Origin of the sequence: Nocardia terpenica (genome assembly GCF_013186535.1) — a bacterium.
Taxonomy (GTDB): Bacteria; Actinomycetota; Actinomycetes; order Mycobacteriales; family Mycobacteriaceae; genus Nocardia; species Nocardia terpenica.
Map to the genome: position 1 here is coordinate 221118 of NZ_JABMCZ010000004.1, position 13675 is coordinate 234792.

Genomic DNA, 13675 nt, shown 5'->3' on the forward strand with positions numbered 1-13675 from the left:
GTGGTCCCGGCCAAAAGCACGCCGGGACCATGGTGAGGTGGCGCGCCAGGACCGCGAGGAGATGGCACGCAGAGACCGCGGTGAGCGGGCGCGCTGGGACCGCGGTGAGCGGGCGCGCTGGGACCGCGGTGAGCGGGCGCGCTGGGACCGCGGTGAGCGGGCGCGCTGGGACCGCGGTGAGCGGGCGCGCTGGGACCGCGGTGAGCGGGCGCGCTGGGACCGCGGTGAGCGGGCGCGCTGGGACCGCGGTGAGCGGGCGCGCTGGAACCGCGGTGAGCGGGCGCGCTGGAACCGCAGGGAGAGCGCGTCGGGGCTACGGAGAGATCACCAACCGGAGGGCAGGGGGCGGCCCTCGGCGAAGCCGGCGGCGGACTGGACGCCGAGGACGGCTCGGTCGTGCAGTTCGGCCAGGGTGCGGGCGCCGGCGTAGGTGCAGGCGCTGCGGACGCCGGAGCAGATGTGGTCGATGAGGTCCTCGACGCCGGGGCGCTCGGGGTCCAGGCGCATGCGGGAGGAGGAGATGCCCTCCTCGAACAGCGCCTTGCGGGCCCGGTCGAAGCCGGAGTCGGAGGCGGTGCGGGCGGCCACGGCGCGCTTGGACGCCATGCCGAAGCTCTCCTTGTAGGCGGTGCCGTTGCGGTCGGTGCGCAGATCGCCGGGCGACTCGTAGGTGCCCGCGAACCAGGAGCCGATCATGACGTTCGACGCGCCCGCGGCCAGCGCCAACGCCACGTCGCGCGGGTGCCGCACGCCGCCGTCGGCCCACACGTGCACGCCGAGTTCCCGTGCGGCGGCGGCGCATTCGGCGACCGCGGAGAACTGCGGACGGCCCACGCCGGTCATCATGCGGGTGGTGCACATGGCGCCCGGCCCGACACCGACCTTGATGATGTCGGCCCCGGCCTCGGCCAGGTCGCGGGTCCCGGCGGCGGAGACCACGTTGCCCGCGGCCAGCGGCACGCCCAGCTTCAGATCGGCGACCGAGCGCAGCGCCTCCAGCATCTTCACCTGGTGGCCGTGCGCGGTATCGATCACCAGGACGTCGGCGCCCGCGTCGACCAGCGCCTTGGCCTTGGCCGGGATGTCGCCGTTGATGCCGACCGCGGCCGCGACGCGCAGCTTGCCCGCGGTGTCGACGGCCGGGGTGTAGATGCCCGCGCGGACCGCGCCGGTGCGGGTCATGACACCGGCGAGGGTGCCGTCCGCGGCCAGCAGCACGGCCAGGTCGGCGTGCCGGGATTCGAGCAGTTCGAAGATGTCGCGCGGCGAGGTGTCGGCGGGCGCGGTGATGTAGTCGGTGGCCGCGACCGTGCGCAGGCGCGCGAAACGGTCGACGTCGGCGCAGGCCGCCTCGGTGACGACGCCGACCGGGCGGTCGTCCTCGACGACCACGACGGCCCGGTGCGAGCGCTTGTGGATCAGCGCCAGCGCCTCGGACACCGAGTGGTCGGGGCCGAGGGTGACGGGGGTCTCGGCGGTGAGCGAGCGGCTCTTCACGTAGCCGATGGTCTTGGCGGCCGCGGCGATCGGCAGATCCTGCGGTAGGACGACGATGCCGCCGCGGCGGGCGACGGTCTCGGCCATGCGCTTACCGGCGACGGCGGTCATATTGGCCACCACGATCGGGATGGTCGTGCCGGTCCCGTCGGTGGTCGACAGGTCGACATCGAAGCGCGACGCCACATCCGTCCGATTGGGGACGAGGAACAGATCGTCGTAGGTCAGGTCGTACGGCGGCGTGTGGCCTGGAAGAAACTGCACTTTGGCCATTGTAGGGGAATGCCCGGGATGCGCGGAAAGCCCGGGCCCGGTCCGGTCGTCCTGGTCACGGCCCGGATGCGTGATCGCTACGGGTGCGCTTCGGGGCGGCGGCGAAACAGGCTGCGCCACCACGTGGTCCGGCGATCGGTGCCGCCGCGGCCCGATCCGGCGTGCCCGCGGGCCGCTTCGGGGGTCGTCGTCACGGGTTGGCGGCGACTGCGCCACTGTTCGACAACCTCGTCGACATCGACCGGGGCGACGTTCACCCAGGGGCCGTGCGGCATGCGCAACCAGTCGGTGATGCGGGTGTTGAGGTCGGTGACCGTTCTGCGGACCTGATATTCGGTGCCGAGGCGGCGCACGGTCTCGGGCAGCCGCTCCAGGTCGCGGCGCAGCAGCAGGGAGGTCGGCAGCAGGCCCTCGCCGCCGACGCCCTGACGTTGCAGGTAGCTCTCGAGCCACCAGTCTTCCCGGTAGGGTTGCCCGGCATCCGGCAGCGGTTTGCCCTTGCCGGGGAGATCGTCGAAATCGCCACGCTCGGTGGCCTCGCGAATCTGCTTGTCCAGCCAGAATTCGTAACTCACACCCGGCGGCTTGCGTTCGGTCATCGCCATCCCCTTCGACAGTCGACGCTGCCGCCAGCATACCAACGCGCCCGGATTCACCCGATTGTGGTGTTTGTTCGGATGGGCTGCGCCCCAGGCACTTCCGAGCTCAATTAGCCGAACGGTTGCGGCGGCGCGGGAACCCGGTGTGCGGGCGGGTATTCCGGCGGCGATTTCCTGGCGTGTCGCGGGGGTGCGGAGTGTCGTCGACCGGGGGTGCGGCCGGATCGGGCACCGGGCGGCCGGAGGGCGGGCGCGCGCCGGTGAGCGCCACCAGCTCGCGATCGCCGGGATGGACCCGGGATTCGGTGAAGGTGATGCCCGCCCGGTCCAGCAGCGCGGCGAAGGCGTCGCGGTCCTCGTCGGTGACCAGGGTGACGACGGTGCCGGTGGCTCCGGCGCGGGCGGTGCGGCCCGCGCGGTGCAGGTAGTCCTTGGGGTCGGCCGGGGGATCGACGTGCACGACCAGGGAGATGTCGTCGACGTGGATGCCGCGGGCGGCGACATCGGTGGCGACCAGCACCGGGGCCGACCCGTCGGCGAAGGCGGCCAGCGCGCGCGAGCGCTGATTCTGGGCGCGGCCGCCGTGCAGCAGCACCGCCGGGACACCGGATTCGCGCAGCTGCCGGGCGAGCTTGTCGGCCCCGTACTGCGTCCGCACGAACAGCAGCGTCCGGCCCCGGCGCGCGGCGATTTCGGTGGCGAGCTTGCGCTTGTCGGTCTTGCGGATGCGCAGAACGTGGTGCGACATGGCCGAATCCGGCTGTGCGCCGGTGGTTTCCGCCTTATCGATCGCGTGCTCGACCGGTTCGCGAAGATAACGCTGGACCAATGTATCCACGGCCTCGTCCAAAGTCGCGGAGAACAGCAGGTGCTGGCTGTCGGCGGGGACCCGATCGAGCAGCGCGGTGACCTGGTCGAGGAAGCCGAGTTCGGCCATGTGGTCGGCCTCGTCCACGGTGACCACCCGGACGGCGTCCAAGGCGACCGCGCCCTGGGCGATCAGGTCGGTGACCCGGCCGGGGGTGGCGACCAGGAGATCGACGCCGCGGGCCAGGCGGTCGGTCTGCCGCTTGATCGGCACGCCGCCGACCGCGGTGCCGAGCCGCAAACCCAGGGCGACCGCCGGGTCGTCGAGCGCCCGCTCGATCTGCACCGCCAGCTCGCGCGTCGGGGCGAGGATCAGGCCGCGCGGCTTCCCCGGTGCGGACACCCCGCGGCGCAACCGGACCAGCATCGGCAGTCCGAATGCCAGCGTTTTGCCCGAACCCGTTGCGGCGCGGCCCAATACGTCGCGTCCGTCGAGAATGTCGGGGATGACCGCGGCCTGGATGGGGAACGCGGTCGCCAGCCCGGCGCGGCGCAGCGCCTGGACGAGGATCGGCGGGAGGCCCAGGTCGGCGAAGCGGGGCTCAGGCACGGAACAGCCGCTTCAGCTCCACCAGCCACGGAATCGCCACCGCCATGGTGGGCACGACCAGGATCGCCGCGGCCATGACATACGCGGCGGAGGCCACGCGCAGATCGCCCAGCGGACCGGTCAGCCGCTGGATGCGGATCAGCGTCGTGGGCCCGCCGACGGCCATCGCGCCCTGCGGCGCGGTCGAATTCGAGCACGCCACCAGCGCGCGGGCCAGCGGCGTCGGGCCGGTGACCTTCACCGCGGAATCGTCGGCGAGCAACTCGATCAGCAGTTTCACCGAGTCCAGCGCCGACTTGCTGCGCACCACCCGCGGAAACGCCTCGTGGGCGGCGGTGAACGCCTCCAGCACCAGATCGTGGCGGGCCCGCAGATGCGACCGCTCGTGGCTCACGATCGCCGTGAGCTCCGACTCGGACAGGCTGGCGAAGGTGCCCTGGCTCAACACCACTCGCCGCCGCAGGCCCGGCAGGCAGTAGGCGATGGGCTCGGTCGCGCCGAGCACCCGGATGTCGGGGGCCTTGGTATCGGCGTGCGGGTAGTCGCCGCCGCCCTGATCGAGCAGGTCGACCAGCATGCGATGGCGCGCCCGGCGGCGGCGGGTGTGCACGCCGACCCGGACCACGGCGTAGATCAGCCGCGCGCCGACCAGCAGGGTGAGCGCGAACACGACCACATACGCCAGCCACAGCGGCAGCCCCAGCGCGTGGATCTCCTGCGTGGGGGAGGTGGTGGGGCGGCCGTCGGGGCCGGGGACCAGCAGCAGGCTCGCGATCGCCAGACCGGAGCCGAAGGCGCTGAGCACGGCGGCCAGGGCGACCGCCTGCCACAGCACCAGGGCCGCCCGCGGGGTCCGGTACGGCCAGGTGGCTCGACTGAGCAGGGCCGGGACCGGTCCCGCGAGAAGCAAAGCGAGACCGGCGAATACCGGCGCGGTTGCATTCATGCTCAGCTCACTGCGTTGTGGGGCCAGGGTGCCCGAGATCGCGGCGCTGTTGCGGTCCGGCGGCTCCCACGGGACATCGCAGAATCTACTGCGGTGGGGCGGCTCCCGTGTCGTCGTCGGGCGCGTTGCGCGCGGCCTCGGCTTCTTCGAGCTTAGCGAGTGCCTCCCGCAGCGCGGCAGCCTCGTCCTTACCGACCGCTTCGACGAAGTGCACCAGCGCCGCTCGGCGACTGCCGACCTCGTCGGCCTGTTGCAGCGCGTCGACCATGAGACTGGCGACGAGTTCGTCGCGGGTGTGCACGGGCGCGTAGCGATGCGCGCGATCATCGCGCTGCTGCACGACCAGGTTTTTCTTCGCCAGCCGCTGCAGAACGGTCATCACCGTGGTGTACGCGAGTTCGCGCCGCGCTGCGAGGGCCTCGTGAACCTGCCGGACCGTCTGTGGCTCATCGGCCGACCACAACTGGTCCATGACCGCTTTCTCGAGTTCACCAAGACCTGCCATCCCTCAAGCTTACGGAGGCAACGACACAAATGCGTACTACAGGTCGTCGTAACCGGTCGGTAGCTGTGTGGGATATTTCATAGCGAGGTGGGGCACGGATTCGGGCCGCCGATCGTAGCGCGTACGTGCCGGGTGCCGATCGGGACGATCATCGGGCGGCCGGAGACGGGATCGTCGTGCAGTTCGGCGCGCAGGCCGAAGACCTCTCGCAACAATTCGGCATCGATGATGTCGCCCGGGGCGCCCTGGGCGACGATGCGGCCCGCGTGCATGACGACCAGCCGGTCGCTGTAGCGGATGGCGAGGTTGAGATCGTGCAGCACCATCACCACGGTCCGGCCCAGCTCGGCGTGCAGGCGGTCGACCAGGTCCAGCACGTCGAGCGAATGGGCCAGATCGAGATAGGTGGTGGGCTCGTCGAGCAGCAGGATGTCGGTGCCCTGCGCGAGCGCCATGGAGATCCAGGCGCGCTGGCGCTGACCGCCGGACAGTTCCTCGAGCGGGCGGTCGGCGAGGTCGGCGATGCCGGTCTGCGCGAGGGCGGCGGCGACCTCGGACTCGTCGTCGGAGGACCACTGCCGCAGCCACGACTGGTGTGGATGGCGGCCGCGCGCAACGAGATCGGCGACGGTCAGGCCCTCCGGCGCGCTCGGCGTCTGCGGCAGCAGGCCGATCACGCGCGCCACGTCGCGGGTCTTCATGGTGGCGATCGCCTTGCCGTCCAACAGGATTCGCCCGGTCTGCGGGCGCAGCAGCCGGCCCAGCGCGCGCAGCAGCGTGGACTTGCCGCAGCCGTTGGGGCCGATGACGGTGGTGATCAGGCCGGGTTCGACGGCGAGACAGAGATCGTCGATCACCACCCGGCCGCCGTAGCCGAGGGTGAGGTCGTCGGCGTGCAGCCGATGCGGGGTCGCGGTCATGACTCAGGTCGCCTTCCGGTTCGCGCGCACGAGCAGCAACAGCAGGAACGGTCCGCCCAGCGCGGCGGTGACGATGCCGACCGGCAGGTCGACGGGAAAGACGGTGCGGGCGGCCACATCCGAGCCGATCACCACGAGCGCGCCGACGAGCGCGGACCCGACGATCGGTTCGCCGGGCGCGCGCAGCAGTCGGCGCGCGATCTGCGGCGCGGCCAATCCGACGAAGGCCAGCGGTCCCACGGCGGCGGTCGCGAGCGCGGCCCCGGTCACCGCCGCGCCGATCAGCACCGCCTGCCGGGTCTGCACGCGCACGCCGAGCGCGCGGGCGGTGTCGTCGCCGAAGCGCAGGGCGGCCAGCGTGTGCGCCGACCCGGCGGCGACCGCCAGCACCAGCCCGAATCCGAGGGCCGCGGGCACGGCCCGCCCCCAGTCCGCGCCGCCGAGCGAGCCGGTCAGCCACTGCTGCGCGCGGGTGGCGTCGGCCAGGCTGGCGCGGGTGAGCAGCCAGTTGATCCCGGCGATCAGCATGGCGTTGACGCCGATGCCGAGCAGGACCAGCCGCAGCCCGCTGACTCCGGCCGTTCCCGCGCCGGTGCGACCCCAGGCGAGCAGGTAGATGAGCACCGCGGTGCCCAGCCCGCCCGCCAGCGCGGCCAGCGGCACCCCGAGCGCGGCCGCGACACCCGTTGTCGCGCCACCGGTTCCGGCGAGCACGGCCACCGCGGCGAGGCTCGCCCCCGAGGTGATGCCCAGCACATCCGGACTGGCCAGCGGATTCCGCAGAATCGACTGGGTCACCGCGCCCGCGGTGCCCAGCGCGCCCCCCGCCACCACGGCCGTCACCGCCCGCGGCAGCCGCGAGTCGACGACGATGAACCGCTGCGCCCGGCTCCCACCCCCGGCCAGCACCTCCAGCACCCGCCCGACCGGAATCGTGTACTCGCCGATGGCGATATCCACCGCGAACAGCACGACCACCCCGGCCGCCAGCGCGATCACGGTGAGCAGCACGGTGATTCGCAGCACCGCGGACAACCGCCCGGCGCGCACCGCGGGCCGCACCCGCGACAGTGTCGAGACACTCACAGCCCCACCGCCTTTCGCCGTCGCACCAGGTAGACGAAGCACGGGGCGCCGAAGGCGGCCAGGATGATTCCGGCCTGGAGTTCGCCGGGGCGGGCGAGGACTCGGCCGATGATGTCGGCCACCAGCAGCACCAACGCGCCGAGCAGGGCCGAATAGGGAAGCAGCCAGCGGTGATCGGGGCCGGTGAGCATGCGGGCCAGGTGGGGGACCAGCAGGCCGAGGAAGGCGAGGGGGCCGACGGCGGCGGTGGCGGCGCCGGTGAGCAGCACGACCGCGGCCAGGCCGAGGGCGCGGTTGCGGCCGATGTGCACGCCCAGTCCGCGCGCCACGTCCTCGCCCAGGCTCAGGGCGTTCAAACCCGGTGCGGCACAGCAGGCCAGCACGGCGCCGAGCGCGATGAACGGCAGCACCTGCCGCAGCACGGTCGCGTCGTGGCCGGAGATCGAGCCGATGATCCAGAACCGGTAGGTGTCCATGGACGCGGGATCGAGCAGGACGACGGTATTGGTGAGCGCCTGCAGGAACGCGGTGACCGCCGCGCCCGCGAGCACCAGGCTCAGCGGGCTCGCGGTGGCGCCGCCCAGCGCCGAGACACCGAACACCACCAGGCCCGCGACCAGCGCCCCGGCGAACGCGAACCAGATGTACTGCTCGGGTCGCGTCAGCGCGAGGAAGTGGATGCTCAGCGCGGCCAGGAAGGCGGCCCCGGCATTGAGGCCCAGCAGCCCGGAGTCGGCCAGCGGATTGCGGGTGTAGCCCTGCATGAGCGCGCCCGCCATGCCGAGCGCCAGCCCGGTCACCACGGCGAGTCCGGTTCGCGGCAGCCGCAATTCGCGCACGATCTGATCGGCGGGCGTGCGGGCCGGGCAGCTCAGCGGCCAGCCGCCCGGACACGCCAGGGTGTGCAACACGTCGCCCGGCGACAGCGATCGCGCGCCGATCGCGATCCCCGCGACGGCCGCGACCAGCAGTAATCCGGACAGAACGAGCAGACCGGCCGCACGATGCCGTTTACGGGTGACTTCAGCGGGCACGGCGACGAATAACTCCTGACGTGATTACTTTCATTGCTCGGCGAGTCTGGTAAGCCTAACCTATCTTCCGTTTCGGCCCGCACCGCCAATCGACAGAGGAGGTTCGATGTACGAACCGATGACCGCTCGCCCGACCACTCGCTCCGAGGCGGTGTTCGGGCGGGCCTGTGCGCGACTGCGCTCGCTGCAGCCGGAACATCCGCGGGTGTACGCCGTGGCGGCGATCGCCGAACAGGCCCGGCGCCGCTGGTGGCGATTGGCCGACGGGAACCGCGAGGGCCGCATCGAGCTCATGTATCACCGGCACGCCGCGGAGATGATCAGCGCCGACATCGCGGCCGAGGTGGTGGCCACGGCGCTGGTGCACGGCGTGATCGGCCGGGTCACCGCGCTGCTGGTGGCCGAGGGCCGCGCCTGGGATCCCGGGCTGGAGAACCTGTGGCTGCACACCGACAACGACGGCGGCGTCGACTGGGCGGGGTTGTCGGACACCACGATTCGCGTCGTCGACGGCGACGCGGCGGCGGGGGAGCCCGGCGTGGTGGCGCTGCCGTGCGAACGGGCGATGTTCGTCTGGCTGGCCCATCGCTGCGACGCCTCGCTGACAATGGTGCAGCAGAGCCTCGCCCGGCACGCCGGGCTGGATCCGGGCCGGTTCTGGGAGCTGGTCGGCGAGGCCGTCATGGGCGCCGCGACCTATGTGCCGGACCTGGCGGGCACCTCGCCCGAGGTGGGCGCGCGGCGCGGCGAGGGCCTGCTGACGGCCCTGCAGGAGCGCGGCTTGCCGGTGCGCCGCACGACCTGCCTGGGACATCGCACGCGCCGGGTTGCCAACCGCCTGGTGCTCGTGCAGTCCCGATAGCCGCGACCCCGCGTGCCTCTTGCTTTGTTAGGTAAGCCTGACCTACACTGACTGCGGCGTTCGGATCGCGTGAGTGTCGCTGAGGGCTGCAGCGACCCCCGATCCTCTGCCGCGGCGGGCCCCTCCTCCCGGGGGGCCCGCCGCTTCGTTCGATATCCCTGGGCGGCAATCGGTTCCGTGGTTCACCCGGCCGATCGGCACACCCGCCAACCGGCTGGTAGTTGCCTTGTGTAAATGTTTTCCTATGGCACAGCACGATGAGCCCGAGGTTCGTTCGCTCGCGGATATGACTCCCGAGATGATGACCCGCTTCAGCGAAGGCACCTTCTCGGATCTGATCGGCCTGAAGTACACCGAGATCGGACCCGATCGGGTCGTCGGTGAATGGGTGGTCTCGCCGCAACTGTTCCAGCCCGCCGGAATCGTCAACGGCGGCGTGTACTGCACCGTCATCGAAACCCTGGCCAGCGTCGCCGCGGGCGTCTGGTACGGCGAGCGCGGCACCGTGGTCGGCGTGAACAACATCACCGACTTCCTGCGCGCGGTGCGCGAGGGTGTGTTGCGCGGCGAGGCCACGCCGATTCATCGCGGCCGGTCGCAGCAGCTGTGGCAGGTCGTCATCGTCGACGAGCAGGACCGCGCGGTCGCCCGCGGCCAGGTGCGGTTGCAGAATCTCGCTGCCGACAGCTGAGTTTCGCCACGGCGCCCGCGTGCGGCCGTGCCAGAATTCCCCCATCCCCGGCTATCGATTCGCGGAGGAGCATGCATGCGATTGTCGCCGCATGAGCAGGAACGGCTGATGCTCAGCTACGCGGCCGAGCTGGCCCGGCGCCGAAAAGCCCGCGGCCTGAGGCTCAATCACCCCGAGGCGGTCGCGATCATCACCGATCACGTGCTCGAGGGCGCCCGCGACGGTCGCACCGTGGCCGAGCTGATGGCCTCGGGCCGAACGGTTCTCACCCGCGCGGACGTCATGGACGGTGTCCCGGAGATGATTCACGACGTGCAGGTGGAGGCGACCTTCCCGGATGGCACCAAGCTGGTGACCGTCCACCACCCCATCGGCTGAGGTACGCGACCATGCTACATGAAGATTCGGTTAAATCAGACATTTTCGCGCGGCCGGTGCCGGGCGAATTCCTCTATGCCGCAGACCCGATCGAGATCAACCCGGGCGCCGACCGCATCGAACTGGACGTGGTGAATACCGGTGACCGGCCGGTGCAGGTCGGCAGCCACGTGCACTTCCCGCAGGCGAACGCGGCCCTGGAGTTCGACCGCGCCGCCGCCCGCGGCCGCCGCCTCGACATTCCCGCCGGTACCGCGGTGCGCTTCGAACCGGGCCTGGGGCAGCGGGTTTCGCTGATCCCGCTGCGCGGCGCCCGCGAGGTGCACGGCATCTCACTCGACGCCCCCGGAAAGCTGGACGCCTGATGGCCGAACTCTCCCGCCCCCGCTACGCCGAGCTGTTCGGGCCCACCACCGGGGACCGAATCCGGTTGGCGGACACCGATCTACTCATCGAGATCACCGAGGATCGCAGCGGCGGACCGGGTCTCGCCGGTGACGAGGCCGTCTTCGGCGGCGGCAAGGTGCTGCGCGAATCCATGGGTCAGGCCCGCGCCACCCGCGCCGAGGGCACGCCCGACACCGTCATCACCGGCGCGGTGATCGTGGACCACTGGGGAATCATCAAGGCCGACATCGGCATTCGCGACGGCCGCATCTGCGCGATCGGCAAGGCGGGCAACCCGGACATCATGGACGGGGTGCATCCGCGGCTGGTGGTGGGGCCCTCGACCGAGATCATCGCGGGCAACGGCCGCATCGTCACCGCGGGCGGCATCGACTGCCACGTGCACTTCATCTGCCCGCAGCTGCTGGACGAGGCGCTGGGCAACGGCATCACCACGCTGATCGGCGGCGGCACCGGACCGGCCGAGGGCAGCAAGGCCACCACCGTCACCCCGGGCGCCTGGCATCTGGGCCGGATGCTCGAGGCCACCGACGGCTGGCCGGTGAACATCCTGCTGCTGGGCAAGGGCAATACCGTGCGGCCCGAGGCGCTGTGGGAGCAATTGCGCGGCGGCGCGGGCGGTTTCAAGCTGCACGAGGACTGGGGCACCACGCCCGCGGCCATCGACGCCTGCCTGACCGTGGCGGACGCGGCGGGCGTGCAGGTAGCGCTGCACTCGGACACGTTGAACGAGGCCGGATTCGTGGAGGACACGCTGGCCGCCATCGCGGGCCGCGCCATCCACTCGTATCACACCGAGGGCGCGGGCGGCGGGCACGCGCCCGACATCATCACCGTCGCGGCGCATCCCAACGTGATGCCCAGCTCCACCAACCCGACCCGGCCGCACACCGTCAACACCCTCGACGAGCATCTGGACATGCTCATGGTGTGCCATCACCTGAATCCGGCGATCCCGGAGGATCTGGCGTTCGCGGAGAGCCGGATTCGGCCCTCCACCATCGCCGCCGAGGACCTGCTGCACGATCTCGGCGCGATCTCGATGATCGGCTCCGACGCGCAGGCGATGGGCCGCATCGGCGAGGTGGTGCTGCGCACCTGGCAGAGCGCGCACGTGATGAAGCGCCGCCGCGGCGCGCTGCCCGGCGACGGGGCCGCCGACAACCACCGGGTCCGGCGCTACGTCGCGAAATACACCATCTGCCCGGCGATTACGCACGGCCTCGATCACGAGATCGGCTCGGTCGAGGTGGGCAAGCTGGCCGACCTGGTGCTGTGGGAACCGGCGTTCTTCGGGGTGCGGCCGCACGCGGTGCTCAAGGGCGGCGCGATCGCGTGGGCGGCCATGGGCGATGCCAACGCCTCGATCCCGACACCGCAGCCGGTGCGGCCGCGGCCCATGTTCGGGGCGGCGCCGACCGTGGCGGCGGGCGCGTCGCTGCACTTCGTGTCCGAACAGGCCGTGGAGGCCGGGCTGGCGGAACGGCTGCGGGTGAACCGGAGACTGGCGCCGGTCGCGAACGTGCGCGGGCGCACCAAGGCCGACCTGCCGCACAACGACGCCATGCCGCGCATCGAGGTCGACCCCGACACCTTCACCGTCCGCGTCGACGGCGAGGTGTGGGCGGAGGACCCGGCGGTGGAACTGCCGATGGCGCAGCGCTACTTCCTGTTCTGATCCGCTGCGGTGGCAGACTGGCCGGTATGACGAAAGCGGACTGGAGCGACGTGGATCGCTACCTCGTGGACACCCTCATCGGCCACGGGGATCAGGATGTGGAACAAGCGAATTCGGCGGCCGGGCTCCCTGCCATCGACGTCTCCCCGCCGCAGGGCAAATTCCTGCACCTGATCGCGCGGTCGCTGCACGCGGGGCGGGCGCTGGAGATCGGCACCCTCGGCGGCTACAGCGCGCTGTGGCTGGCGCGTGCGGTCGGCCCGCAGGGCCGGGTCGTCACCCTGGAATTCGACCCGGAGCATGCGCGGGTGGCCCGGGAGAACCTGGACCGCAAGGGCGTCGGCGATCGGGTGGACATCCGGGTCGGCGCGGCGCTGGACACGCTGCCGGTGCTGGCGCAGGAGCATCCCGAGCCGTTCGACCTGGTCTTCGTCGACGCCGACAAGGCCAACAACACCGAGTACGTGCGCTGGGCGCTGCGGCTGACCCGGCCCGGCTCGGTGATCGTGGTGGACAACGTGGTCCGCCGCGGCGGCCTGGTCGACGGCGACCCCGACGACGCGTCCGTGCGCGGCAGCCGCGAGGTCATCGAATTCGTCGCCGCCGAGCCGCGATTGGACGGCACCGTCCTGCAGACCGTCGGCGCCAAGGGCTGGGACGGCTTCGTCTACGCCCTCGTCGTGGACTGACGACCCCGGGCGCGCCGCGCGGGCGAGGTCACCGCCGCGCCGCGAAACCGTCGCACAGCGCATCCAGTCCGGACCGCAGCATCCGCTCCGGATTCAGCAGATCGCCCCGGCCGGTGCCCTCCAGCGGCGCCAGCGCGGGCGGGGACGGCCACAGCGGCGCGCCCTCCAGCAGCGCGGCCATTCCGGAGATCTCCTCCTCGCTGTCGCGCTTGGCCAGCAGCGTGGCACTGACCTGTTGCAGCGCGATGCCGGAGATGTAGCTCCACACCGACAGCGACATCCGGGTGGCCTCGCGCCGGTCGTCGGTCAGCTCGGTGAAGCCCTCCACCAGCCAGGCCAGGCAGGTCATGCTGTGCCTGCCGAAGTTGTAGCGCGGCACCGCGAAGGTGAACAGCACCCACGGATGTTCCTGGTACAGGCGCCAATCGATATCGGCCGCGATGGTGACCCGGTCCCGCCAGGTCCAGCCGGGCCGCGGGTCCGGATAGGGGTTGCGCCGGGCCACCTCGTCGGTCATCTCCGCCAGCAGCGTGTCCTTGTTCGGGACGTGCCGGTACAGCGACATCGCGCCCACCCCCAGCCGCTCGGCGATTCGCCGCATCGACAGCGCCTCCAGGCCCGCCTCGTCGGCGAGCCCGATGGCCGCGTCGACGATGGCGGCACGGGTGAGCTTCGGCTCCGTCATCGATAAC

The 13675-nt window shown here is 71.6% G+C and carries 15 protein-coding genes; 6 read left to right on the forward strand and 9 right to left on the reverse strand.

Features of this window, described 5'->3' with window-relative positions:
- Positions 1–324: 324 nt before the first annotated feature.
- The 8 genes from HPY32_RS33795 to HPY32_RS33830 form a co-directional block, all read right to left on the reverse strand.
- The gene (locus HPY32_RS33795) at positions 325–1761 is read right to left on the reverse strand and encodes a GuaB1 family IMP dehydrogenase-related protein (protein WP_067595958.1); all 1437 of its coding nucleotides are present in this window, start codon (positions 1759–1761) and stop codon (positions 325–327) included.
- An 86-nt stretch (positions 1762–1847) separates the two neighbouring features.
- Entirely contained in the window at positions 1848–2369 is a 522-nt protein-coding gene (locus tag HPY32_RS33800; RefSeq protein WP_067595957.1) for a DnaJ family domain-containing protein, read from the reverse strand.
- A 106-nt stretch (positions 2370–2475) separates the two neighbouring features.
- Complete coding sequence (locus HPY32_RS33805) at positions 2476–3786, reverse strand: DEAD/DEAH box helicase (protein WP_067589837.1); 1311 nt, start codon at positions 3784–3786, stop codon at positions 2476–2478.
- Positions 3779–4732 carry a M56 family metallopeptidase gene (locus HPY32_RS33810; protein WP_067589836.1) on the reverse strand — a complete coding sequence of 318 codons (954 nt, stop codon included), beginning with the start codon at positions 4730–4732 and terminating at the stop codon, positions 3779–3781. The genes HPY32_RS33805 and HPY32_RS33810 overlap by 8 nt, the downstream gene beginning before the upstream one ends.
- 85 nt (positions 4733–4817) lie before the next feature.
- Positions 4818–5237, reverse strand: a complete 420-nt coding sequence (locus HPY32_RS33815; protein ID WP_067589833.1) for a BlaI/MecI/CopY family transcriptional regulator — start codon at positions 5235–5237, stop codon at positions 4818–4820.
- Positions 5238–5314: 77 nt separating this feature from the next.
- Positions 5315–6157: an ABC transporter ATP-binding protein gene (locus HPY32_RS33820; RefSeq protein ID WP_067589827.1), complete on the reverse strand. Its 843-nt coding sequence runs from the start codon at positions 6155–6157 to the stop codon at positions 5315–5317.
- Between the two features lie 3 nt (positions 6158–6160).
- The gene (locus tag HPY32_RS33825; protein ID WP_067589824.1) at positions 6161–7243 is read right to left on the reverse strand and encodes a FecCD family ABC transporter permease; all 1083 of its coding nucleotides are present in this window, start codon (positions 7241–7243) and stop codon (positions 6161–6163) included.
- Complete coding sequence (locus tag HPY32_RS33830; RefSeq protein WP_067589821.1) at positions 7240–8277, reverse strand: FecCD family ABC transporter permease; 1038 nt, start codon at positions 8275–8277, stop codon at positions 7240–7242. Before HPY32_RS33830 ends, HPY32_RS33825 begins: the two co-directional genes overlap by 4 nt.
- A 106-nt stretch (positions 8278–8383) precedes the next feature.
- Here HPY32_RS33830 and HPY32_RS33835 point away from each other — a divergent pair, with 106 nt between their 5' ends.
- The 6 genes from HPY32_RS33835 to HPY32_RS33860 all read left to right on the forward strand — a co-directional run bounded on the left by HPY32_RS33835 (position 8384) and on the right by HPY32_RS33860 (position 12983).
- Entirely contained in the window at positions 8384–9139 is a 756-nt protein-coding gene (locus HPY32_RS33835; protein ID WP_067589818.1) for a hypothetical protein, read from the forward strand.
- Positions 9140–9425: 286 nt separating this feature from the next.
- Positions 9426–9830: a PaaI family thioesterase gene (locus HPY32_RS33840; RefSeq protein WP_067595956.1), complete on the forward strand. Its 405-nt coding sequence runs from the start codon at positions 9426–9428 to the stop codon at positions 9828–9830.
- Positions 9831–9905: 75 nt separating this feature from the next.
- Entirely contained in the window at positions 9906–10208 is a 303-nt protein-coding gene (locus tag HPY32_RS33845) for an urease subunit gamma (protein WP_067589815.1), read from the forward strand.
- 11 nt (positions 10209–10219) lie between these two features.
- Positions 10220–10573 (forward strand): urease subunit beta, encoded by a 354-nt coding sequence (locus HPY32_RS33850; RefSeq protein WP_067589812.1) that lies wholly within the window; start codon positions 10220–10222, stop codon positions 10571–10573.
- Positions 10573–12294 carry an urease subunit alpha gene (locus HPY32_RS33855; RefSeq protein WP_067589809.1) on the forward strand — a complete coding sequence of 574 codons (1722 nt, stop codon included), beginning with the start codon at positions 10573–10575 and terminating at the stop codon, positions 12292–12294. Before HPY32_RS33850 ends, HPY32_RS33855 begins: the two co-directional genes overlap by 1 nt.
- Positions 12295–12320: 26 nt before the next feature.
- Complete coding sequence (locus HPY32_RS33860; RefSeq protein ID WP_067589806.1) at positions 12321–12983, forward strand: O-methyltransferase; 663 nt, start codon at positions 12321–12323, stop codon at positions 12981–12983.
- 28 nt (positions 12984–13011) lie between these two features.
- On the opposite strand, the gene HPY32_RS33865 is transcribed toward HPY32_RS33860, so the two are convergent.
- Positions 13012–13668: a TetR/AcrR family transcriptional regulator gene (locus HPY32_RS33865; protein ID WP_067589803.1), complete on the reverse strand. Its 657-nt coding sequence runs from the start codon at positions 13666–13668 to the stop codon at positions 13012–13014.
- Between the last annotated feature and the right edge of the window lie 7 nt (positions 13669–13675).